The organism is Agrobacterium sp. H141, assembly GCF_057158725.1.
In genome coordinates, this window is the sequence record NZ_CM169893.1 from 3566625 (window position 1) to 3587894 (window position 21270).

19 protein-coding genes are annotated in these 21270 nt (G+C 59.3%); 13 read left to right on the plus strand and 6 right to left on the minus strand.

Going from position 1 to position 21270, the window contains the following annotated elements; genetic code table 11:
- Nucleotides 1-44: 44 nt before the first annotated feature.
- The 3 genes from ACWPM9_RS16780 to ACWPM9_RS16790 all read left to right on the plus strand — a co-directional run bounded on the left by ACWPM9_RS16780 (nt 45) and on the right by ACWPM9_RS16790 (nt 2534).
- The gene (locus ACWPM9_RS16780) at nt 45-788 is read left to right on the plus strand and encodes a L,D-transpeptidase (RefSeq protein ID WP_484755894.1); all 744 of its coding nucleotides are present in this window, start codon (nt 45-47) and stop codon (nt 786-788) included.
- Nucleotides 789-913: 125 nt separating this feature from the next.
- A complete protein-coding gene (locus ACWPM9_RS16785) occupies nt 914-1609 on the plus strand; it encodes a L,D-transpeptidase (RefSeq protein WP_428185745.1) in 696 nt (231 codons plus the stop codon).
- A gap of 244 nt (nt 1610-1853) precedes the next feature.
- On the plus strand, nt 1854-2534 hold the full coding sequence (locus ACWPM9_RS16790) for an outer membrane protein (protein ID WP_428185746.1): 681 nt from the start codon (nt 1854-1856) through the stop codon (nt 2532-2534).
- A 9-nt stretch (nt 2535-2543) separates the two neighbouring features.
- Here the strand turns inward: ACWPM9_RS16790 and ACWPM9_RS16795 are convergent, their stop codons facing one another.
- The 4 genes from ACWPM9_RS16795 to ACWPM9_RS16810 all read right to left on the minus strand — a co-directional run bounded on the left by ACWPM9_RS16795 (nt 2544) and on the right by ACWPM9_RS16810 (nt 7204).
- A complete protein-coding gene (locus ACWPM9_RS16795) occupies nt 2544-3014 on the minus strand; it encodes a hypothetical protein (protein WP_428185747.1) in 471 nt (156 codons plus the stop codon).
- Nucleotides 3015-3073: 59 nt separating this feature from the next.
- Nucleotides 3074-4378, minus strand: coding sequence for a glycolate oxidase subunit GlcF (gene glcF / locus ACWPM9_RS16800; protein ID WP_484755895.1), 1305 nt, complete (start codon nt 4376-4378; stop codon nt 3074-3076).
- 113 nt (nt 4379-4491) lie between these two features.
- On the minus strand, nt 4492-5703 hold the full coding sequence (locus ACWPM9_RS16805) for an FAD-binding protein (RefSeq protein ID WP_484755896.1): 1212 nt from the start codon (nt 5701-5703) through the stop codon (nt 4492-4494).
- A 67-nt stretch (nt 5704-5770) separates the two neighbouring features.
- Entirely contained in the window at nt 5771-7204 is a 1434-nt protein-coding gene (locus ACWPM9_RS16810; protein WP_484755897.1) for an FAD-linked oxidase C-terminal domain-containing protein, read from the minus strand.
- 134 nt (nt 7205-7338) lie between these two features.
- Between ACWPM9_RS16810 and ACWPM9_RS16815 the strand changes: the two genes are divergently transcribed.
- Nucleotides 7339-8235 carry a LysR family transcriptional regulator gene (locus ACWPM9_RS16815; RefSeq protein ID WP_484755898.1) on the plus strand — a complete coding sequence of 299 codons (897 nt, stop codon included), beginning with the start codon at nt 7339-7341 and terminating at the stop codon, nt 8233-8235.
- A 26-nt stretch (nt 8236-8261) separates the two neighbouring features.
- Here the strand turns inward: ACWPM9_RS16815 and ACWPM9_RS16820 are convergent, their stop codons facing one another.
- Complete coding sequence (locus ACWPM9_RS16820) at nt 8262-9071, minus strand: AraC family transcriptional regulator (RefSeq protein ID WP_484755899.1); 810 nt, start codon at nt 9069-9071, stop codon at nt 8262-8264.
- 112 nt (nt 9072-9183) lie between these two features.
- Between ACWPM9_RS16820 and ACWPM9_RS16825 the strand changes: the two genes are divergently transcribed.
- Nucleotides 9184-10407 carry an MFS transporter gene (locus ACWPM9_RS16825; RefSeq protein WP_484755900.1) on the plus strand — a complete coding sequence of 408 codons (1224 nt, stop codon included), beginning with the start codon at nt 9184-9186 and terminating at the stop codon, nt 10405-10407.
- A 31-nt stretch (nt 10408-10438) separates the two neighbouring features.
- On the opposite strand, the gene ACWPM9_RS16830 is transcribed toward ACWPM9_RS16825, so the two are convergent.
- The gene (locus tag ACWPM9_RS16830; RefSeq protein ID WP_484755901.1) at nt 10439-11848 is read right to left on the minus strand and encodes a DUF6880 family protein; all 1410 of its coding nucleotides are present in this window, start codon (nt 11846-11848) and stop codon (nt 10439-10441) included.
- 229 nt (nt 11849-12077) lie between these two features.
- Here ACWPM9_RS16830 and ACWPM9_RS16835 point away from each other — a divergent pair, with 229 nt between their 5' ends.
- From ACWPM9_RS16835 to ACWPM9_RS16870, 8 genes are all read left to right on the plus strand, one after another.
- Nucleotides 12078-12926 carry a FadR/GntR family transcriptional regulator gene (locus ACWPM9_RS16835; protein WP_428185755.1) on the plus strand — a complete coding sequence of 283 codons (849 nt, stop codon included), beginning with the start codon at nt 12078-12080 and terminating at the stop codon, nt 12924-12926.
- A complete protein-coding gene (locus ACWPM9_RS16840; RefSeq protein WP_428185756.1) occupies nt 12923-13708 on the plus strand; it encodes a (Fe-S)-binding protein in 786 nt (261 codons plus the stop codon). The genes ACWPM9_RS16835 and ACWPM9_RS16840 overlap by 4 nt, the downstream gene beginning before the upstream one ends.
- 4 nt (nt 13709-13712) lie before the next feature.
- Entirely contained in the window at nt 13713-15137 is a 1425-nt protein-coding gene (locus tag ACWPM9_RS16845; RefSeq protein ID WP_484757670.1) for a LutB/LldF family L-lactate oxidation iron-sulfur protein, read from the plus strand.
- A gap of 5 nt (nt 15138-15142) precedes the next feature.
- Entirely contained in the window at nt 15143-15814 is a 672-nt protein-coding gene (locus tag ACWPM9_RS16850; RefSeq protein ID WP_484755902.1) for a LutC/YkgG family protein, read from the plus strand.
- A gap of 304 nt (nt 15815-16118) precedes the next feature.
- A complete protein-coding gene (locus tag ACWPM9_RS16855; RefSeq protein ID WP_484755903.1) occupies nt 16119-17456 on the plus strand; it encodes a glycosyltransferase family 4 protein in 1338 nt (445 codons plus the stop codon).
- A complete protein-coding gene (locus ACWPM9_RS16860) occupies nt 17438-18208 on the plus strand; it encodes an HAD-IIB family hydrolase (RefSeq protein ID WP_484755904.1) in 771 nt (256 codons plus the stop codon). Before ACWPM9_RS16855 ends, ACWPM9_RS16860 begins: the two co-directional genes overlap by 19 nt.
- Before the next feature lie 374 nt (nt 18209-18582).
- Nucleotides 18583-20613: a sensor histidine kinase gene (locus tag ACWPM9_RS16865; protein ID WP_484755905.1), complete on the plus strand. Its 2031-nt coding sequence runs from the start codon at nt 18583-18585 to the stop codon at nt 20611-20613.
- Between the two features lie 135 nt (nt 20614-20748).
- Nucleotides 20749-21255: an NUDIX hydrolase gene (locus tag ACWPM9_RS16870; protein WP_484755906.1), complete on the plus strand. Its 507-nt coding sequence runs from the start codon at nt 20749-20751 to the stop codon at nt 21253-21255.
- Nucleotides 21256-21270: the final 15 nt, after the last annotated feature.

Genomic DNA, 21270 nt, shown 5'->3' on the forward strand with positions numbered 1-21270 from the left:
GGTTCCGGTCCCCCTTCTCGGTGAAATAGTAGTGAGTTCGTCCGATGATCAAGAAAAGCTTTCTTTTGACCGCCAGCCTGATGCTGGCGTTGACGCAACCGGTTCTGGCCGGAGACCGCTATCAGCAACGCCCACCGGTACTGATCAGCCCCGATCTCAGCGCCCCATGGGTGATGCAGCTTGGTGGCGCCGCGCGGCCGGTGGTCTATTCGCCACCTAGCGTTCGTCCCTCGCAAGGCCGCAGCCAGCGGACACTGTTTCCTGCAGCGCCGCGCCCTGCGCAGGCTCAGCCTGTGGCTGCCCGCCCCAACAAACCTGCCCGTACGCAGATCGATCCGCGCTTCCTGCCGCAGATGGTTGCCTATGACGGCAAGGAAAAGCCCGGCACGATCGTGATCGATACCGAGCAGCGCTTTTTGTATCTGGTCACAGGCAACGGTCAGGCACGGCGTTATGGCGTCGGGGTCGGCAAACCGGGTTTCCAGTGGGCCGGACGCCACAAGATCACCGCCAAGCGTGAGTGGCCAAGCTGGACACCGCCGCAAGAGATGATTTCCCGTGAGGCGGCCAAGGGACATTACCTGCCAGCCCGCATGGATGGCGGCCCGGAAAATCCGCTCGGTGCCCGCGCCATGTATCTCGGATCCACGCTTTATCGTATCCACGGCACCAATGCGCCCTGGACCATCGGTTACGGCGTGTCGTCCGGCTGCATTCGCATGCGCAATCAGGACGTGACGGATCTCTATGAGCGTGTGAAGGTCGGCACGTCTGTAATCGTCATGTAATCGGATTGCCCTTTCCCCTCTAAAATGGTGGGGAAGGTACAAATTCGTTTTCCGGACCCATATTCGTTCTTGAAACGATGCTGAAGTTCAGTAACCTCCCGTCGATCTATTAGAGAGGGCTCATCATGACGAAATATATCTCCGCAATGGCGGCGGTCGCCATTGCCGCGACCGGCATTTTATCTCCGCTCGATGCGAGCGCCTTCACCCGTGCTCCGGCCAATATTTCGGATACGGTGCCGAGCAATGTCGTGCAGGTGGCCCAGCAAAAGACGGTGAAGGAAAAGTTCAAGCGCCGCTCCGTCTACTTCAAGACGGATGAAGCGCCCGGCACCATCATCATCGATACCAACAACAAGTTTCTCTACTTCGTCGATGGCAAGAACCGCGCCACACGCTATGGCGTCGGCGTCGGTCGCGACGGCTTTGGCTGGTCCGGCGTGGTGAAGATCGGGCGCAAGGCCGAATGGCCGGAATGGCGTCCGCCGGCTTCCATGCGCGCCCGCGAAGCGGCAAAGGGACATAAGCTGCCGATCGTCCAGGAGGGTGGCCCCGACAATCCGCTCGGCGCGCGCGCCATGTATCTCTACAAGGGTGGCCGCGATACCATTTTCCGTATCCACGGCACCAACCAGCCCTGGACCATCGGCCTCAACATGTCATCGGGCTGCATTCGCATGATGAACAAGGATGTGGAGCATCTCTACGCTCGCGCCAATGTCGGCACCAAGGTCATCGTCGTTGGTCCCGGCAACCGCCAGGGCAAGGTGAATTTCGAGGATAACGGCATCGATCTGCTGCGCACGATTTTCGGCGGCTGACCTCTACAATTGGCGGAAGAACACGCAAAGCGCGCGAGCAATCGCGCGCTTTCATTGATTGCGGTTGCATCGTTGTGGCGATTAGGCAACATCACCTGAGTAAAGTGACGGCGGGCGGATACGGAAGCATCCAAATGTCAAAGAGAAATAGCAGCAAGCTCTTTAAGTTCAGGGTCATAAACAGAGAATCACCTATAGCGGCCTGCGTGTCTCGACCGTCTATTCCAGCACGATGGATGTCTTCATGAAAATTCTGCCAGCCTCTCTTCTTGCTTCCGTTTCGGCGGCAGGCTTCGTTTTCCTGATGGCAGGTTCTGCCAATGCCGAGATGGGTATTTCCGTCTATGGCGGCGTCCAAGGTGCAACCGATAGCGATGTCAGCGTCTCGGGGACGGGTGCTCAGGACTTTACGGCCAGCTGGGAAGGCAAGTCGTTCGGCGCCCCGCCTTATTACGGTGTTCGTGGAACCTGGTGGCTTGACGATTTTGGCTACAGCAACTGGGGCGTGGCGCTCGACTATACGCATACAAAAGTTTACGCAGACGATTCGACAAAGACGACGGCAGGGTTCACCCACTTTGAATTTACCGATGGTCTGAACCTGTTGACGCTGAATGCGCTCTATCGCATGCCGCTCGAAAACACCAAGTTTACGCCTTATGTCGGCCTCGGTGCGGGTGTGAATATTCCGCATGTGGAAGTGGATCGCACCAGCACCGGAGGCTCGACTTTCGACTACCAGCTCGGTGGCGCAACGCTGCAGGCACAGGCTGGCGTTTCCTACCAGTTCGCCGAACACTGGTCGGCCTTTGCTGAATACAAGGGCAACTATTCGTGGGTGGATGTGGATATCGACAGCGGCTCGTCGCTGAAGACGGAAATCTTCACCAACGCCATCAATGTCGGCCTGACCTTCCACTGGTAAGGCAGAACCTTATTTGTATTCGCACCCGACCTGACCCTGGGTGCGAATAACCTCTTCGGTTTTCTCGCTTTTCGGGTCTACCGCCTCGGCGGCAATATAATATTTGCCCTGGAACCGCGCCGTTTCACCCGGAACAACTTCCGTATTCACGATCATGTCGATGGCGGCATAGGGAAACTGGCGTTCGGTCACGTAATAGAACCGCAGACGCAAACTTTTCTCGTCCACCCAGGTCTGGGTCAGCATCGGCGTATTGAGCGTCAGATCCTGAAACAGGCCCGGAACCTTGTCGCCCTTGATGCGCAGCTTGCCACGGAAATGGTTGAGCCGGCGTCCGCTGCCATCGGTGAAATTGCTCTCCAGCGATAGCTTCAACGCGGCGTCATCTATGGCGCAATAAAAGCGACTGGCCGCAGCGGCTGGCATGGCGGCTGCCAATGACAGGATCGCGGCGATAGGCAAAGCGTTCCAGCGCGACATGCGGATCTCCTGTATCGACGGTATATTATGGTTTCCAAATTTATACTAACAGCGATCTGTTAGCGATTGGATAACGTCTTCGGCATGGTGCCGCCGTAAGCCCAGTCGAGCAGTTCAATCGTGTGCAGGATCGGGATGGCGGTGCCCGTTGCGATCTGGGTGATGCAGCCAATATTGCCGGCAGCAATGACATCCGGCCTGGTCGCTTCGATATTCTTGATCTTGCGACGCTTTAGTGTGGCGGAAATCTCCGGCTGCATAATGTTGTAGGTGCCGGCAGATCCGCAGCAGAGATGCCCTTCGGCCGGATCGCGGACTGTAAAGCCTGCCCTCTTCAACAAGGTCTTTGGCAACAGGGTGATCTTCTGGCCATGCTGCATCGAACAGGCCGAGTGATAGGCAACGGTGATGCCTTTGGGCTCGGCCTCCGGCAGATCGAGCGAGGCCAGATATTCCGTCACGTCCCTGGCAAGGCCAGAGACCCTGGCTGCCTTTTCCGCATAGGCCGGATCGAGCCTGAGCATATGGCCGTAATCCTTGATGGTTGTGCCGCAGCCGGACGCCGTGATGACGATCGCATCCAGACCGCCGCGCTCCAACTCACGCAACCAGACATCGACATTGCGGCGGGCGCTGGCGAGCGCCTGCTCCTCACGGCCCATATGATGAACCAGCGCGCCGCAACACCCCTCGCCGTCCGGCACCACGACTTCCACGCCCAGACGGGTCAGCAACCGAATGGTGGCCTCGTTGATCTTCGGGTCGAGAACCGGCTGGGCACAACCCGTCAAAATGGCCACGCGACCGCGCTTTTGACCTTCGGGCTGGTGGATGGCGGGCTTTGCAAATTGCGATGGCGTGTGGATCTGTTTCGGGGCCAGTTCCAGCATGGCGGCGAAAGGCTTGAGCGGGGCTATACCCTTCATCATGCCGGCAAGCGGCTGACCGAAACGCGCGAGCGTCAAGGCCGCGCGAAAGCGCGCCGGATAGGGCAGCACCATGGCCAGCACCGCGCGCGTCAGGCGGTTCATGAAGGGACGACGATAGGTCTTTTCGATATGGACGCGGGCATGATCGACGAGGTGCATATAGTCCACGCCCGACGGACAGGTGGTGGTGCAGGCAAGGCAGGACAGACAGCGATCGATATGGGTGACCGTCTGCGTGTCGGCGGGACGATCGTTTTCCAGCATGTCCTTGATCAGATAGATGCGCCCGCGCGGGCTGTCGAGCTCATTGCCCAGGGTCACATAGGTGGGACAGGTGGCCGTGCAGAATCCGCAGTGCACGCATTTGCGCAAGATCGCCTCTGCCTCGGCTGTCTGCGGATCGGAAAGCTGTTTGGCGGTGAAATTGGTCTGCACTTATATGCCTCCGAAACGGCAGGCGGCGCCAAGGCCATCTGCGACTGTCGCTGCAGCAAAATCAGATGATCCAGCTCTCAGGCCTGGGAATCGCGTGCGTAACATCGACTTCATCACGCGCCTTCTCCTCTGGCCATTCGCCCCGGGCTGAAGATGCCGACGGGATCGACTTTCTGCTTCACACGCTGCGACAGCAGCGCCACAGCCGGCGCCAGCGGTTGAAAGGCGGAAATGCCGTCTCGATGGGCTGCGGGTGCGCGCATGAGTGTCGCATGGCCTCCACCGAATGCCTTGATCATCTGCCTTAGTGAATCGGCTTCAGGATCGGCATCCATACGCATCCACACCAGCCCGCCCTGCCAATCGTAAAAGGCATCGATGCCCGCCTCGAGCCTCAGCCTTGCGACCAGTTTGGCGCCCTCGGTCGGTGCCATGGAGACACGCCAGAGAGGCTTTTCCGTACCGTCACTATAGGCTTTCACATCGCGGATTTCGCGCCAGAGCGTTTCCGTATCGTCTGGTCCAAGGCGCGAGACGGGAGCAAAACCTGCCATGGCCTTTTCCAGCTTTTCAGCCCGCACCAGCACCGAGGCCTCCAGACCTTCCAGCCGCAACACGGTTGCCGGGCCTTCCGGCAAGCTACCATCCAGATGATGCGGCGAGACCATGACCGGCAGATGGGCGGCACCCGACACTTCGACCGGAAGTCCAAGGGCGGTTGCCATGACAGCGGCTGCCTGCGCGTCTTCATAGAGACCGGAAAGGACGATGGTGACGGAATATTTTGGAACGGGCAGAACCTTGAAGGTTACCTCGGTCAAAAAGCCGAGCGTGCCGTGCGAACCGGCCAGCAGCTTGACCAGATCGAGGCCTGTGACATTCTTCATCACCCGCCCGCCAGCCTTGACGCACTCGCCCATGCCGTTGACGAAACGCACGCCCAGAAGATTGTCGCGCGCCGCTCCCGCCGAAATACGGCGTGGACCGGAGGCATTGACGGCAAATGCACCGCCAATCGTCGGCTCGCCGGATGTGCCCATGATACCGCAATGATCCATCGGCTCGAAGGCCATCATCTGGCCGGCCTCAGCCAGCGCCGCCTCTATCTCCGATATGGGCGTGCCGGCCTTTGCCGACAGCACCATTTCGGCCGGATTATAGGAAACGATGCCGGTCAGCCCGCGCGACGACAGCTTTTGATCGGCTTCGACCGGATTGCCGATTGCACCGCGCGTCGCATTGCCGACGATGTCCAGCGCTGCGGCAGTGTCTGCATGCGCGCGAACGATGTCTGCGGCTTCGGTTTCGGTGTTGGGGATCAGCATTGCGCGATTTCTTTCATCTCAGGCGCCATACGGTCCGGCCTGCGGCGGCTTTTCGCAATCCCCTGCATCACACCCTCCCCTCCAGCGGGAACACCTTGGACGGATTCAGGATCCAGGCTTCGTCGAAGGCGGAGCGGATGGCCATTTGCTGGGCAAGGTCGATCTCGGAATATTGATGGCGCATGAGGTCGCGCTTTTCGATACCGACACCGTGCTCGCCGGTGAGACAGCCGCCAGCATCGACGCACAGGCGCAGGATGTCCATGCCTGCGGCTTCGGCCTTGGCGGCATCTTCGGGGTCGTTGATGTTGTAGAGGATCAACGGATGCATGTTGCCGTCGCCGGCATGAAAGACATTGGCGCAGCGCAGCCCGTAACGGGCAATGATCTCGGCGGTTTTCTTGAGTACATAGGAAAGCTGGCCAAGCGGTACCGTGCCGTCCATGCAAATATAGTCTGCAATGCGTCCGGTTGCACCGAATGCGGATTTGCGTCCCTTCCAGATCAGCGCCGCTTCCGTGGCAGACTGGCATTCGCGCACGGTCTTGACGCCGTGGCGACCGGCAATCTCGACGATATTGGCGAGCATGGCGTCCATCTCGGCTTCGGAACCTTCGACCTCGACGATCAACAGAGCCTCGACATCCAGCGGATAACCGGCATGGGCGAAGGCCTCGCAGATTTCAATTGCGGGCTTGTCCATGAATTCGATGGCAACCGGGATGATCCCCTCGCCGATGACATCAGCCACGCAGGCACCGGCGGCCTCCGAGCTATCGAAACCGAACAACACCGGGCGTGCACCTTCCGGCTTGGCGATCAGGCGCACGGTGGCCTCGGTGACGATACCGAGCTGGCCTTCCGAGCCGCAAACGAGACCGAGGAGATCGTAGCCTTCCGCATCCAGCGCCTTGCCGCCCAGTTGCACCACGGTGCCATCGACCAGCACCATGGTGACGCCCAGGAGGTTGTTGGTGGTGACACCGTATTTCAGACAGTGCGCGCCGCCGGAATTCATGCCGATATTGCCGCCAATGGTGCAGGCCAGTTGCGAACTCGGATCGGGTGCATAGAAAAAACCGTCTGCCGAAACAGCCTCGGATATCGCCAGATTGGTCACGCCGGCCTGAACCCGGGCGCAGCGGTTGGGCAGATCGACTTCGAGAATTTTCGCCATCGCGGACAGGCCGATGACGACGGCATCTTCCTGCGGGATCGCGCCACCGGACAGCGATGTTCCCGCACCACGCGGGACGACGGGGATATTGTATCGATGGCAATATTTCATCACCGCTGCGGCCTGGGCGGTGGTTTCCGGCAAGGCAACAGCCAGCGGACGACGACGATAGGCAATGAAGCCATCGGTCTCGAACGGGGTGAGTTCCAACGCCTCGTGGATCAGCCGCTCCGGAGGGAGCAACTCCTTGAGGTCGCCAATGATCTCGGCGCGCCGCGACAGGACCTTCCGGTCGGGTTCAAGGAATGCAATCGCATCGGACATGGCAGGGCCTCCCCAGTTGGTTTTCGAATATACACCAACACGCCTGACTTCAACTGGTATTTATTTTTTACCACTTTGCGACAAAAGGCGCAAATGCTATGCACTTATGACAAATCAGGAAAGAATGCGGTATCATGACCAATCTCGGTGATCTCGAAGTCTTCGCGCAGGTGATTGCCACCGGCAGCATGTCGACGGCCGCGCGCGAACTCGGCCTCTCACCCGCTGTTGTGTCCAAACGCATCAAGCGGCTGGAGGAGCGGCTGGGCACGCGGCTGTTGCAGCGGACCACAAGGCAGATCTCGCTGACGGAAGCAGGCCAAGGCTTTCACGAACGGGTGATCGCCGTGCTGGCGGGTCTTGAAGACGCCGAAGCCTTTGCCGCTGGACGCTCGTCCGAAGTGCGCGGCACGCTTAAGGTTTCGGCCCCCACATCCTTTGGCCGCATGCATGTGGCCCCGCATCTGAAAGCCTTCATGGAGCGGCATGCAGAGCTGACGATTCATCTCGTGCTATCGGATGAATTTACCGACATTGTCGGCGGCGGCTTCGATCTGGCGATCCGCATTGGCGAGCTCACCGATTCCAGCCTTGTGGCGCGCAAACTTGCCTCCGTGCGGCGCGTGCTGTGCGCCGCTCCGGATTACATTGCCGCCTATGGAGAGCCCGCAAACCTCGATGATCTGGAGCGTCACATCTGCCTGCCGCCGCATAATTTCGACCTGTGGCGACTGGAAGGACCGGACGGCGCCGTCAGCTTTCGCCCGGAGGGGCGGCTCATTACCAATTCCAGCGAGGTCATCCGCGAGGCCGTGATCGAGGGCCTCGGTATCGCATTGCGCTCCACCTGGGATATCGGCCCGGAGCTGAAAGACGGCAGGCTTCGACAGGTGCTGCCGGCCTATGAAAGTTCCAAGAATGTCTCGGTTTCGGCCATCTATCCGAGCCGGCAATTTTTGCCAGCCAAGGTGCGGCTGTTTATCGATTATCTGACCGAACTCTACGGGCCGACACCCTATTGGGAGCTATAGCCACCGGCGATCGGTGATCGCAGTCTTTACGCCGCAGACCTGCGCGCGCCCACATAAGCGCGTGGCGGTGCGCCCATCATCCGCTTGAACATGGTTGTGAAGGCGGCGATGCTGTCATAGCCGAGATCGAGCGCGATACTGGTCACGGCCTCTCCATCGGCAAGGCGCGGGAGGGCGGAGAACAGGCAGGCCTGCTGACGCCAAAGAGAGAGGCTGAGCCCGGTCTCCCGGCGAAAGAAGCGGGTGAAACTGCGCCTGCTCATCGACAGAGTGCGCGCCCATTCGTCGATGGCGAGATCGGCTGTCGGTTTCTTGACAAAGTCACGACAAAGGGTGGCAAGACGTGGATCGCGGGGAAAGGGCAGGCCGAGCTCCCGTTCAGGCAGTGCCGACAAGACGTCGAGCAGCAAGGGCATGACGAGATCCATACGGTTCGATGCAATCCCCGCAGGGCCGGCTTCCAGTGCCGCCAGGATCAACTCCCGGGCAAGACTGCTGACCTCCACCACACGCGCTTGGACCGGCATATGTGGTATGACATCCGGGACCACATGCAATGATATCAGATCGACATTGACCAGCATTTCGACTGCGTGTTCGGCCCCTTCCGGGATCCACAGGGCATGCCCGGCCGGCACCATCCAGCGCGCCTTGTCGACTGCCGCGATCAGCACGCCCTGACGGGCATAGAGAAGCTGCGGGCAGTCGTGGCGATGCAGGGCAATCCGCTCGCCGGCGACATAGGTTTTCGGATCTGGCGGGGTCAGTCCCCATGGCCCAACGACGCCGGACAGACGCTCGCGAAATACACTGGTCTCGACCGTCTTCGTCACCATACATCTCCCCCCACATGCAATTGGCCCACTTGCGAAAAAGATAGACCAAAACACGAAAGTTGTCGCACGCAAATCCCGTTATAGACAATCGCCGTTACTAGGGAGCATCGACATGGCGAACACCGCAACAGATCACGACCATCAGCCCGAAAATATAGTCTTCGGCATCATTCTGGCCACCAGCTTCGGCCATATGCTGAACGATACGATGCAGTCGCTGATCCCCGCCCTCTATCCAATGATCAAGGACGGCTACGCGCTCGATTTCGCCCAGATCGGTTTGCTCGGCCTTGTCTTTCAGGTGACGGCCTCGCTGCTCCAGCCGCTGATCGGCATCTATACCGACAAGCGGCCCTTGCCCTATTCCCTGTCAGCCGGAATGGCCTGCACGCTGATCGGCCTCGTCCTGTTGGCCTACGCGCATTCCTATTGGGTGCTGCTGTTGGGCGCCGGGACCGTCGGTCTCGGATCGGCGATCTTTCATCCGGAATCCTCACGTGTTGCCCGGCTCGCCTCCGGTGGACGGCACGGGCTGGCACAATCCATCTTTCAGGTGGGCGGCAATTTCGGCTCGGCAATCGGCCCGCTGCTTGCAGCCTTCATCGTCTTGCCCAACGGGCAGGAAAGCGTCGCCTGGTTTTCGCTGGCGGCCCTGACCGGCATGATCGTGTTGTGGCGCGTGGGCCTGTGGTATTCCCATCACCGGGTTGCGATTGCAAAGCGCTCGGCCGCGACGCCGCCACTCGTTCTTCCGCGCAAGACGATCATCAAGGCCATTGCCGTTCTGGCCCTGCTGATCTTCTCGAAATATGTCTATATGACCAGCCTGTCGAGCTACTACACCTTCTACCTGATCGAACGTTTCGACATTTCGGTGCAGCAGGCGCAGATTTTGTTGTTCGTGTTCCTCGGTGCTGTCGCCGTTGGCACCGTGGCAGGCGGACCGATTGTGGACTGGTTCGGCACCAAATTCGTCATCTGGTTTTCCATTCTCGGCACCCTGCCCTTCACGCTGGCTCTACCTTATGCCGGCTACTGGCCAACGATCATGCTGACGGTGATCATCGGGCTGATCCTCGCCTCTGCCTTTTCGGCCATCGTCGTCTTTGCCCAGGAACTGGTGCCGGGCCGGGTCGGCATGATTGCCGGGCTGTTTTTCGGCTTCGCCTTCGGCATCGGCGGAATCGGCGCGGCCGTGCTGGGCGTGGTCGCCGACAGCAAGGGCATCATCTTCGTCTACAATCTGTGCTCATACCTGCCGCTGCTGGGTTTGCTGACTGTGTTGCTGCCGGATCTCGGCAAGGGGCGCCGTCATACGGCGCAGCGGTCGCACTAACCCAAGATCGGGATCAAAGGTCGCCGCCGTTTCACGCCAGGAACGGCGGCACCAGCTTCCAGAACTCGTATTTTCTGACGTGGATACGCCTCAGTTCCTCGAGGAACGCGCCATGGCTTTTGATCGACAGGTCTTGCGGCAGTTGCGGCGCGATCCGCGCCAGCTGGATCAGATGACTGGCGCCGTCGTCATAGGCGTCGCCGAGGCCGCGCCTGAGGATATAGGTGACCAGTTCGCGGTAAAGAAGCGTTGAGGCCAGCGGGTTATGGTCGCTCAGTGCTTCGGCAGCCGGAGCCAGCACATCGTCATGGCGACCATCCCAGCGCGCGGCGTGGCGCACGACCAGATCGGCGGCCAGATCGAGGCGCGGCCACGACACCAGAAAGTCGAGTGCCGAATAGATGTCGTCGCCGGACGTGACCACAGCCAGGGCCTTGTCGAGCTCTTCGAACTCGGCGAAATCATCCAGTTTTGACAGATAGAGTTTCAGAACCTCGGGATCGAAGGTTTCGGCAAATTCCTTCCAGCGAACCTCCTGAGCATCGCTGCGTCGCTTGAGGCTCTCAAGAATATCGGCCTCCAGCAGCCGACGCTCTCTGGCTTCATATTCGGGGCCGACATTGGCGACGATGCCCTGCACCATCAACAGCCGCATCTGCGGCGGGCGAATGCGGATCCATTCCAGCGCCTCCGCATGGCGACCGGCCTGATGCAGCATGCGGGCAACCACCAGCGTATCGCGACGGTTCTCGGCTTTGGTCTGTTCGAGCGCGAGATATCCATCGACGTCATCTGTGTTGAGGGCGATCAGTTGCAGGATATCGAGCGCACCGAGCTTTGCCGGCTCCTTGGCCACGACCTCCGACAGCGTGGCTTTCCATCGATCGGCCGCAGACGTTGCGAGGCCCTTGGCCAATTGTCGGTGAAAGCCGGTATGTTCGCCATAGCGATCGCGCCTTCGCAGTTTTTCAATGCTGGGCACGAGTTCTGCCTGCTGCTCCGCTGTCAGGCCGTGGATCAGTTGAACCGCGTTTCCCTCGGCATCGTCAAACACTTTCCAAAGGCGGGCGCTGTCATTGACCAGCCGCGCGGAGATACGGAAGCGCAGAGAGAGGAACCGCAGGATGCGCTCACCGGCAGCTGCACCATCGACACTGCCGAGCTCCGATAGAATATTGCGGACAAGACCGGAAAACTCGACGGCCAGATCCTTGGCGCGGGCCGACGATATCCGCGTCTTCGCCTGCTCCTGCAGGTCAAGGCGCTTGTCGATCAGCCGTGCCATTTCCTCAGGGCTGCTCTCGCCGGCCAGCGCCGTCTGCAGCCTCGCCTTCAACGCCTTGTTGGCACCGGCCTCTTCCAAAAGAATCTCGATCAGCTTGTCGATGCCAAGAGTGGTGAGGCCGTTCTTGTCGAGTTTTGCGCGCTTTTGTTTTGCCATCGGCGGCGTGGAACCCTGCCTTATCGGTGTTTTTGGAGATCGCCTCAGATAGCGATGCGGAAGCGACTATTCCGTTACGACATAAAGGCAAACAACCGCAACCGGAAGAGTGAGTGCGGGTATCGCGCTCATAGCGCCCCGATGCGGGCCTTGCCGGCAGATCAAGACTGGATAATTAATTTGACCAGTTGTGGAGACTGTTGCTAGACATTTGCCGATGGAGGAGCAGGTGGAACAGGGCCAAAGCGGGATTTTTACGCAAGTCAGCCACAGCCGCACAGCCGACGAGGTGGTGCGGCAGATCGAGGAACTGATCCTCGACGGTGTGCTGCGCGATGGCGACCGACTGCCGGGCGAGCGGGATCTGGCCCTTCAGCTCGACGTCTCGCGCCCGATCCTGCGCGAGGCGTTGAAGGCACTCGAAAGCCGCGGCCTTCTGATCAGCCAGCATGGCGGCGGCACCTATGTCGCCGATATCATCGGGCAGATCTTTTCCGAGCCGGTGACCGCACTCATCTCACGCCATTCGCGTGCGACACGCGATTATCTGGAATACCGACGCGAGCTGGAAGGCATGACCGCCGAACTTGCAGCCGCCCGCGCGACAGAGGGCGACAAGGCCCAGCTTTCGCGGATCATTGCCGATATGCGCGCAGCCCATGCGGCAGGCGAAGCCGAGCGGGAACTGGCATCGGATGTGGAATTTCACAACGCCATTGGCGAGGCCGCCCATAACATCATCCTCTTGCACACCTTGCGTGCCTGCTACCGGCTCTTGAGCGAGGGGATCTTCTTCAACCGCAAGGCCGTATTCGCTCATTCCAATTCAGGCGAGGCTCTGCTGGAGCAGCATGAGGCCATCTATGCTGCGATCCTGTCCGGCGACGGCAAGCGCGCCAAGGCGGCAGCGCAAGCCCATATCGACTTCGTGATGCGTGCAACGGAAGACAGTGAGCGGGCCGGACAGCGCGACCGCATCGCTGAACTGAGACTGCTGAACCGGCAGGGCGGGTCGTCAAGGCCCAAGATGGCCAGCGCGGATGACCCGACCGAAGAGACAAGGAATAGCAAACGATGAATGCCCCGACCACCGTCACCAAGCCCCGCGTCGGCCTGTTTGCCACCTGTCTGGTGGATTTGTTTCGCCCGTCGGTCGGCTTTGCCGCTGCCAAACTGATCGAGCAGGCGGGCTGTGAAGTGCATGTACCGATGGCGCAGACCTGTTGCGGGCAGCCGGCCTACAATACCGGCGACAAGGCCGATACACGCGCCATTGCCGAGCAGGTGATCGAACTGTTCGAGGGGTTCGACTATGTGGTGGCACCGTCTGGCTCGTGCGCCGGCATGCTGAAGAAACACTATCCCGAGCTATTTGCCGGCGACGTGAAATGGGAAGAACGCTGTCGGCGCTTTTCGAACAAGGTGCATGAACTCGTGTCTTTCCTCACCGACGTGATGTTCATCTCCAATGTCGAGGCAAAGCTCGATGGCAGCGTGACCTATCACGACAGCTGTTCGGGGCTTCGCGAACTCGGCATCCAGAAGCAGCCACGCAAGCTGCTCTCTTCCGTCGAGGGGCTGGAACTGAAGGAAATGGCCGGCAGCGATGTCTGCTGTGGCTTTGGCGGCACGTTCTGCGTCAAATATTCCGACATTTCCAACACCATCGTGGAGAAGAAAACCACGGCGATCACAGACACCGGCGCGGATATGCTTCTGGCTGGCGACATGGGCTGTCTGATGAACATGGCCGGCAAGCTGAAGCGTGAGGGCAAGACCATTGCTGTGCGCCATGTGGCCGAGGTGCTGGCCGGGATGACCGACAATGCGCCGATTGCCGGTTCGGGAAAGCGAGGCTGACACGATGGAATTCACCTCACCCAGTTTCAAGGCCAATGCGGTCAACGCGCTGAACGATCCGCAGCTGCAAAAGGCGCTCAAGAATGTCGAGGTCGGTTTTATCGAAAAACGGGCCAAGGCCGCCGCTGCGCTGGATGAATTCGATGAATTGCGCGACCGCGGTCGCGACATCAAGAACCACACGCTCGACCATCTCGATCTCTATCTGGAAGCCTATGAGCAGAAGGTGACGGCCTCCGGTGGCCATGTGCACTGGGCGGAGACGGCAGAAGACGCGCGCCAAATCATTCTCGACATCTGCCGCAAGGCCAATGCCCGCACTGTCACCAAGGGCAAGTCGATGATCACCGAGGAGATCAATCTCAACGAATTCCTCGAAAGCAATGGCGTCGAGCCGGTGGAGACCGATCTTGGCGAATATATCATCCAGCTGCGCCACGAGCATCCAAGCCACATCATCGCGCCGGCGGTGCATCTCAACAAGGACCAGGTGGAAGCAGACTTCCGCAAGTTCCACACGGATCTCGATCCGAACCGCGACCTGACGGCTCCGGAAACGCTGCTGTCGGAAGCGCGCGGGGTGCTGCGCAAGCGCTATTTCCAGGCCGATGTCGGCATTACCGGGGCCAATTTTCTGGTCGCCGAAACGGGATCCTCGGTAATCGTCACCAATGAGGGCAATGGCGATCTGACGCAAACGCTGGGCAAGGTGCATGTGGTGGTGGCCTCGATCGAGAAGATCGTACCGACGCTGGAAGACTGCGCACAGATCCTGCGGGTGCTGGCGCGATCTGCCACCGGCCAGGACATGTCGGTCTATACCACCTTTTCCACCGGGCCGAAGCGGGAGGCGGATCCGGACGGTCCCGGCGAATATCACGTGGTCCTGCTCGACAATGGCCGCAGCGCCATGCTCGGCACCGAGTTCCAGGAAATGCTGCGCTGTATCCGTTGCGGCGCCTGCATGAACCACTGTCCCGTCTATCATGCCGTTGGCGGCCACGCCTATGGCTCGGTCTATCCCGGCCCCATGGGTGCCGTTCTGACGCCAGCTCTGTTCGGCATCGAGCAGTCGGCGCATCTGCCCAATGCATCCACCTTCTGTGGGCGCTGCGAAAGCGTGTGTCCGATGCATATTCCGCTGCCGAAGATGATGCGGCATTGGCGCGAAAAGGAATTCGAGCGGCATCTGACGCCGGCCACGGCCCGCTACGGGATCAAGGCCTGGGCCTTTGTGGCGCGGCATCCGAAGCTATACCGCACAGCAGCGTCCATGGCCGCCCTGGCACTGTCTACACTGGGCGGCGCCAGCAAACGGCTTCGCAGCCTGCCACTTGCCGGTGGCTGGACGAAATATCGGGACCTGCCGGCACCGGAGGGCAGTACCTTCCTGGCGCAATGGGCGGCGCGCAACGGCAAGACGGAGTGACGGACATGAATGGCAGATCGGCAATCCTCACCAAGATCCGCTCATCCTTGCGCACAACGGTCGATGACGAGACACGTGCCGCTGCCGTGGCCGAGCGTCTGCAATCGGCTCCCGTTGGCGTCATTCCCAAACGCGGGCAATTGCCGACAGATGAGCGCATTGCTCTGTTTGTTGCCATGGCGGAAAAATACAATGCCAGCACGGCGCGGATCGACGGCATCGAGGCCTTGGCCGCCCATGTCGTCGACTACCTGAAATCCCACAATCTTCCAGCCTCGATCCGTCTCGGGGACGATAGCCTGTTGGCCCGTGCGGACTGGGCGACGGAGAAGACGCTAGAGGTGAAACAGGGTGCATCGGACGGCGAGGACCTCGCCGGTGTCAGTCTGGCCTTCGGTGCGATTGCGGAGACCGGAACGCTGGCGCTTCTATCCGGGCCGGACAATCCGGTGACCGTCACCTTCCTGCCCGAGCATCACATCGTGGCGCTGAAGGCTGAGGATATTGCCGGTGACATGGAGACGCTATTCGCACGACTTCGCCAACGCTACGGCAAAGCCGTCATGCCGCGCACGCTCAATTTCGTCACCGGCCCGTCGCGGTCTGCCGATATCGAACAGACGCTTCTTCTGGGGGCCCACGGACCGCGCGCGCTGCATATCGTCATTCTGGCCTGAGCGGGCGGCAGCGACGCCGTCTCTCAGCAAGTCAAAAGCTTAAGTCTCCGTCCGGGCTTGCATCGGCATGCACATTCAGCCCATGATCGCCCGTCGATAACAAGCGCCTAATATAGCGTTCGAATACGGGAAGTATTGCCTCCCGCGGGTCGTCATTCCCGCGTCACAAGGCTTTGCCAGACTTTGCACAGCAGTCGTGTCTTCGCAGATGCGAACAAATAAATTCTCAAAAGACGGAACCAATCCTTCTTTTTTGCGTTTCTGGCTTGCCTCCCCGGGAGGAATTTTCTAATTTGGGAAAATCATGTTGCACAACAATGACTTGAATGAGATGCCGCGCGTCGCGCTCATCTCCACGCACGGCTATGTTGCCGCTCATCCACCCCTTGGCGCCGCAGATACTGGCGGACAAGTGGTGTACGTTCTGGAACTCGCAAAGAAAATTGCCCAGCTCGGCCACAAGGTCGACATCTATACCCGCCGCTTTGAAGACCAGCCGGAAATCGATGAAGTCGATGAGCTGGTTCGCGTCATCCGCATTCCCTGCGGCGGCAAGGATTTCATTCCGAAAGAATATCTGCACCGCTATCTGGGCGAATGGTGTGAAAAGGCTCTGCGCTATATCAAGCGCGAAGAGCTGAATTACATGTTCATCAACAGCCACTACTGGGACGCCGGCGTTGCCGGTCAGCGCGTGTCTGAAGCGCTGAACATTCCGCACATCCACACGCCTCACTCCGTCGGCCTCTGGAAGAAACGGCAGATGGAGACGGACTATCCCGAAAAGGCGGACAAGTTCGAAGAAGAGTTCAACTTCAAGGAACGCATCCAGCACGAGACGATCATCTACCGGACCTGTCAGCTGGTTGTGGCCACCACGCCGATCCAGCTCGATATGCTGATGGAAGACTACGAAGTTCCGCGCAACCGCGTTCACATGATCCCGCCGGGTTATGACGACAACCGCTTCTATCCGGTCTCCAATGCATCGCGCCAGATGATCCGCAACCAGCTTGGCTTTGAAGGCAAGGTCGTGCTGGCACTCGGCCGGCTTGCGACCAACAAGGGCTACGACCTCCTGATCGACGGTTTTTCGGTGATGGCCAAGCGCGTTCCGGATGCGCGACTGCATCTGGCCGTGGGCGGCGAGAACATGGATGAGCACGAGCAGAAGATCTATGACGAGCTTACGGCCAAGGTGAAAGAGCTCGGCCTCGAGGATCAGGTTCGTTTCTCCGGCTTTATCTCGGATGAGGAGCTGCCGGATTATTACCGCGCCGCCGACATGTTCGTGCTGTCGTCGCGCTACGAACCCTTCGGCATGACGGCGATAGAGGCCATGGCCAGCGGCACGCCGACGGTGGTGACCGTTCACGGCGGCCTGTTCCGTGCCATCAGCTACGGCCGACATGCGCTCTTTGCCGATACGTTCGACAAGGAAGACCTCGGCATCACCATGATGAAGCCATTCAAGCATGCACGCCTTTATGGCCGTCTGTCGCGCATGGGTGCGCACAAGGCACGCAGTCTGTTCACCTGGACAGGGATTGCACAGCAGTTGATCGCGCTTGTCGAAGGACGGCCCGTTGCGCAGGCCCTGGACGAAAGCGATTGGGCAGAACCATGGAACGACGGGGACTGAAGCCTGTTCGGCTGATCTCATCGGATATCGACGGCACTCTGGCGGGAGACCGGGAGGCGAGCGCACGCTTCTCCACCTTCTGGCATGAGCTTGAGCCCGACACCCGACCGCTGCTGGTCTATAACAGCGGTCGGCTGGTGGATGACATTCTGGAATTCACCGCTGGCGAAGGCTTGCCGCAAGCCGATTTCGTCATTGGCGGTGTCGGTACGATGATGGTGGCCGAAAACCAGCCTGAACTTTCCACAGCCTATTCCCGCTCCTTAAGCGAGGGCTACGACGTCGACGCCATCGGTGCCGTGCTGGACGCGATGGACGGGATCGAGCGTCAGCCCGCCCGCTATCAGCACCAGCACAAATCCAGCTGGTATTTCCATGATGCAAGCAATGAAAGCCTGAGCGATCTGGAGAAACGTCTGGAAGCCGAGGGACTGACCGTCAAGGTGGTCTATTCCAGCAATCGCGATCTCGATATCCTGCCTGCCAATGCCGACAAGGGGCAAGCACTGACATGGCTTTGCGACCGACTGGGCTTTGGCCCGGATGAAGCCATTGTTGCCGGCGACACCGGCAATGACGGCGGCATGTTCGTGCTGCCGGGCATTCGCGGGATTATTCCGCGCAACGGGCTGGACGAATTGAAAGCCCGTTTTGACGATCCCGACTTCTTCTACCATGCCAGCCGTGCAGAAGCCGATGGCGTGATTGAAGGTCTCCTGCACTTCCGCGTCCCCTCCCCCATCCGCAGCTAAGACATCCCCCGAGACACCGCTCCGGGCCGGCAAGAGCATATTTTCTGTCGACACCACTCGTGATTGCATCAATCCTTATATTAGGATCTTATGCTTCAATGATGTGGAAGTGATTCGAGGGGTTTCCGCAACGATCTTGGACAACACCCTGCGGTTGGGCGACTTCGACAGATATTGCAGTGAGCAACCCTCTCTTCCGGTCCGACGGATGCCTCGGGGAATATATGGAAAACTATAGCGGAGTTGCCGCGCGGGATGACCACATCGAACCGTCCGAGCCGTCGGAGGAACGTACGGGGAGACGCGACAGCCTGATCTTTTCAATCTTGTCGCTGTATTCAGCCTCTATCGCATGTGCGACAGGCATTCTTGTCATGATGATATGGCTCATCCAGGTTCGATGGATCGAGGCCAATATCCCGCTACTCTATGCCTGTAAGTTCAACACCGCACTTGGGCTCACACTCGGCGGAATTGCCGTTATTGCGATCAACCTCAAGAGAGTAAACCTGGCGCGCACCGCGGCAGCGATCATGGCTGCAATCGCTTTTTTGACGCTGCTGGAATACATGCTGGACATGGATCTGGGGCTCGATCAGGCCTTTGTCGACGACAATTGGCATCCCGACGCGGCATTTCCCGGTCGCATGTCTCTAAACAGCATCGCCTGCTTCCTGCTGACATCCTTGACTCTCTTTCTCCTGACGCTTCTGGATCACTATAAATGGCAGACGCTGGCCATTGTGCCGCAATTGCTTGTGCTGTTCGTGTCCATCAGTTCTCTTGGCGGCTATTTTTCCGGCCTGCCGATTGCCTACACCTGGGGCACGTCCACCCAGATTTCGCCGCAGACGGCACTTGGCTTCCTGTTCATAACCGTTGGTCTGTTGACCCATACGATGGGAACAGAGCGGGCACGCCTTGCTCGCATTCCACGATGGTGGATAGCAGCAATCTATTCCATGTTCGTGTTCTGGTTTGACCTGGCAACGCCGCTCGGCGTTGCTACCGGCATTGCCTATGTCCCGCTTGTCGTCATGAGCCTTTGGGCTCGCGCACCCCGGATGACTTTCGTCCTCGCAGCCGTCGCCACCGGATTGATCGTCGCCGGCTATGCAGCCTCGCCCCCGGCAATCGCGCCAGCATGGACGGTCTTGATGAACAGACTGCTCAGCATAGGGGCGATCTGGTTTACCGCGATCGTCGTCTATATCAGCCAGCATGATCGCCTCGCACGGGAGGAAAGCGACCGGCACTTGAACGCCATCTTCGAGGCGGCTCTGGACGGGATGATCACGATCGACAGTCACGGCATGATCGAAAAATTCAATAGTGCGGCGGCAAAAATGCTGGGTTATGCGGCAGAGGACGTGATCGGCAAGAACGTCAATATGCTGATGCCGGAGCCCTATCATTCCGCGCATGACTCCTATCTGCGCCGGTTCATGGTCACCAATGAGCGACACATCATCGGCACCGGGCGTAGTGTCTCTGCACGCCGCAAGGACGGCTCCGTGTTTCCCATCGACCTTGGCGTGTCGGAAATCAGAGACAGGAACCGCAAATCCTTTGTCGGCACGATCCGTGATATCTCCGAACGGGAGCAAACGGAGCGAAATATCCAGAAGCATATGGCGGCGCTCAAGGCGAGCAACAAGGAACTGGACGAATTTGCCTATATCGCCTCGCATGACCTGCAGGAACCGCTCAGCAGTCTCAGCAATCATGCCCAGGTGCTGCAGGCTGAATATGAAGGCAGACTGGAGCCGGATGGCGAGCGCAGGTTGAAACGCATGACCTTCCTGTCACAACGACTGGAGCGCCTGATTGACGACCTGCTGCATTTCTCACGGCTTGGAAGCAACAAGCTGTCGTCCCAGAAAACCGATCTCTATTCGGTCATCGCCGATATCGAGGCCCTGCTGGATGTAACCCTGAAGCAGGAAAATGCCATCATCTCGGTGCCAAACCCTTTGCCTTACGTGGTCTGCGATCGGCCGCGGATCCTTGAAGTCTTTCGCAACCTGATCGTCAACGCCATCCGTTATAACGACCAGGACAACAAATGGATCGAGATCGGCCACTTCATACGCGATAGCGAGCGCGTGTTCTACGTCAAGGATAACGGTATCGGCATTGCGGAGGAACATTACGAGGATGTGTTCCTCATCTTCAAACGCCTGAATGTCAAAGAAGGCGTGGAGGGTGCAGGTGCAGGGCTTACCTTCGTCAAGAAGATCATCCAGCGCCACAATGGACGGATCTGGGTGGAGTCCGAGGTGGGACAAGGTTCCATCTTCTACTTTACGCTAGGCGAACCGAACGAAGAGGGATCAAGCGATCGTGATCCCTTTGTCGGCGCGCAAATGGCCGACGACGCGCCGCTTCTGGTGCGCCATGGTTGACCTTATAAGGGTATATGGCCACATAGCAGTGTATACCGATCCTTCGTGTCATTGCCCGCGCAAGCCAACGGGACGATACTGTCACGAATCGCGCGTATATCCCCAATTTGAGCATGCAGGAGGTTTGTCCGAGACGTGACCATTGTCAGCCGCATCGCCAGTGAAGTTCAACTCATGCTGCGCAGACCGCCGCGCCAGCAATATGCTGCGCTGTGCTATCGGCGCAAGAAGAAGAACCGCGCTATCGAGGTTCTGCTGGTTACCAGCCGTGACACCGGACGCTGGGTGATCCCCAAGGGCTGGCCGATGATGGGCAAGAAATCCCACGCCGTTGCCGAGCGCGAGGCCTATGAGGAAGCGGGCGTCAAGGGCAAGGTTGACCGCAATCCCTTTGGCTATTTCCATTATCCGAAGGGTCTGGACAACGGGCTGAAGGTGAACTGCAAGGTTCAGGTGCATCTGCTGGAAGTGAAGGACATGATCAAGGACTTCCCCGAGAAGCGCTCCCGCCGTCTCGAATGGGTCAATTGCGAACTTGCGGCCTCGCGCGTTCAGGAGCCCGAACTCAAGGATCTCTTCCATCGTTTCGGCCAGTTGATGGCCAATGGCGCGGACGCACCACGGTCGGCTGCGGCGCAATAATTGCCGAAAGACCGG

What these genes read in the sequence shown, in the direction of transcription:
- ACWPM9_RS16780 (WP_484755894.1), top strand. Translation starts at nt 45, where the DNA reads ATGATCAAGAAAAGCTTTCTTTTGACCGCCAGCCTGATGCTGGCGTTG.
- ACWPM9_RS16785 (WP_428185745.1), top strand. Translation starts at nt 914, where the DNA reads ATGACGAAATATATCTCCGCAATGGCGGCGGTCGCCATTGCCGCGACC.
- ACWPM9_RS16790 (WP_428185746.1), top strand. Translation starts at nt 1,854, where the DNA reads ATGAAAATTCTGCCAGCCTCTCTTCTTGCTTCCGTTTCGGCGGCAGGC.
- ACWPM9_RS16795 (WP_428185747.1), bottom strand. Translation starts at nt 3,014, where the DNA reads ATGTCGCGCTGGAACGCTTTGCCTATCGCCGCGATCCTGTCATTGGCA.
- ACWPM9_RS16805 (WP_484755896.1), bottom strand. Translation starts at nt 5,703, where the DNA reads ATGCTGATCCCCAACACCGAAACCGAAGCCGCAGACATCGTTCGCGCG.
- ACWPM9_RS16810 (WP_484755897.1), bottom strand. Translation starts at nt 7,204, where the DNA reads ATGTCCGATGCGATTGCATTCCTTGAACCCGACCGGAAGGTCCTGTCG.
- ACWPM9_RS16815 (WP_484755898.1), top strand. Translation starts at nt 7,339, where the DNA reads ATGACCAATCTCGGTGATCTCGAAGTCTTCGCGCAGGTGATTGCCACC.
- ACWPM9_RS16820 (WP_484755899.1), bottom strand. Translation starts at nt 9,071, where the DNA reads ATGGTGACGAAGACGGTCGAGACCAGTGTATTTCGCGAGCGTCTGTCC.
- ACWPM9_RS16825 (WP_484755900.1), top strand. Translation starts at nt 9,184, where the DNA reads ATGGCGAACACCGCAACAGATCACGACCATCAGCCCGAAAATATAGTC.
- ACWPM9_RS16830 (WP_484755901.1), bottom strand. Translation starts at nt 11,848, where the DNA reads ATGGCAAAACAAAAGCGCGCAAAACTCGACAAGAACGGCCTCACCACT.
- ACWPM9_RS16840 (WP_428185756.1), top strand. Translation starts at nt 12,923, where the DNA reads ATGAATGCCCCGACCACCGTCACCAAGCCCCGCGTCGGCCTGTTTGCC.
- ACWPM9_RS16845 (WP_484757670.1), top strand. Translation starts at nt 13,713, where the DNA reads ATGGAATTCACCTCACCCAGTTTCAAGGCCAATGCGGTCAACGCGCTG.
- ACWPM9_RS16850 (WP_484755902.1), top strand. Translation starts at nt 15,143, where the DNA reads ATGAATGGCAGATCGGCAATCCTCACCAAGATCCGCTCATCCTTGCGC.
- ACWPM9_RS16855 (WP_484755903.1), top strand. Translation starts at nt 16,119, where the DNA reads ATGTTGCACAACAATGACTTGAATGAGATGCCGCGCGTCGCGCTCATC.
- ACWPM9_RS16860 (WP_484755904.1), top strand. Translation starts at nt 17,438, where the DNA reads ATGGAACGACGGGGACTGAAGCCTGTTCGGCTGATCTCATCGGATATC.
- ACWPM9_RS16865 (WP_484755905.1), top strand. Translation starts at nt 18,583, where the DNA reads ATGATGATATGGCTCATCCAGGTTCGATGGATCGAGGCCAATATCCCG.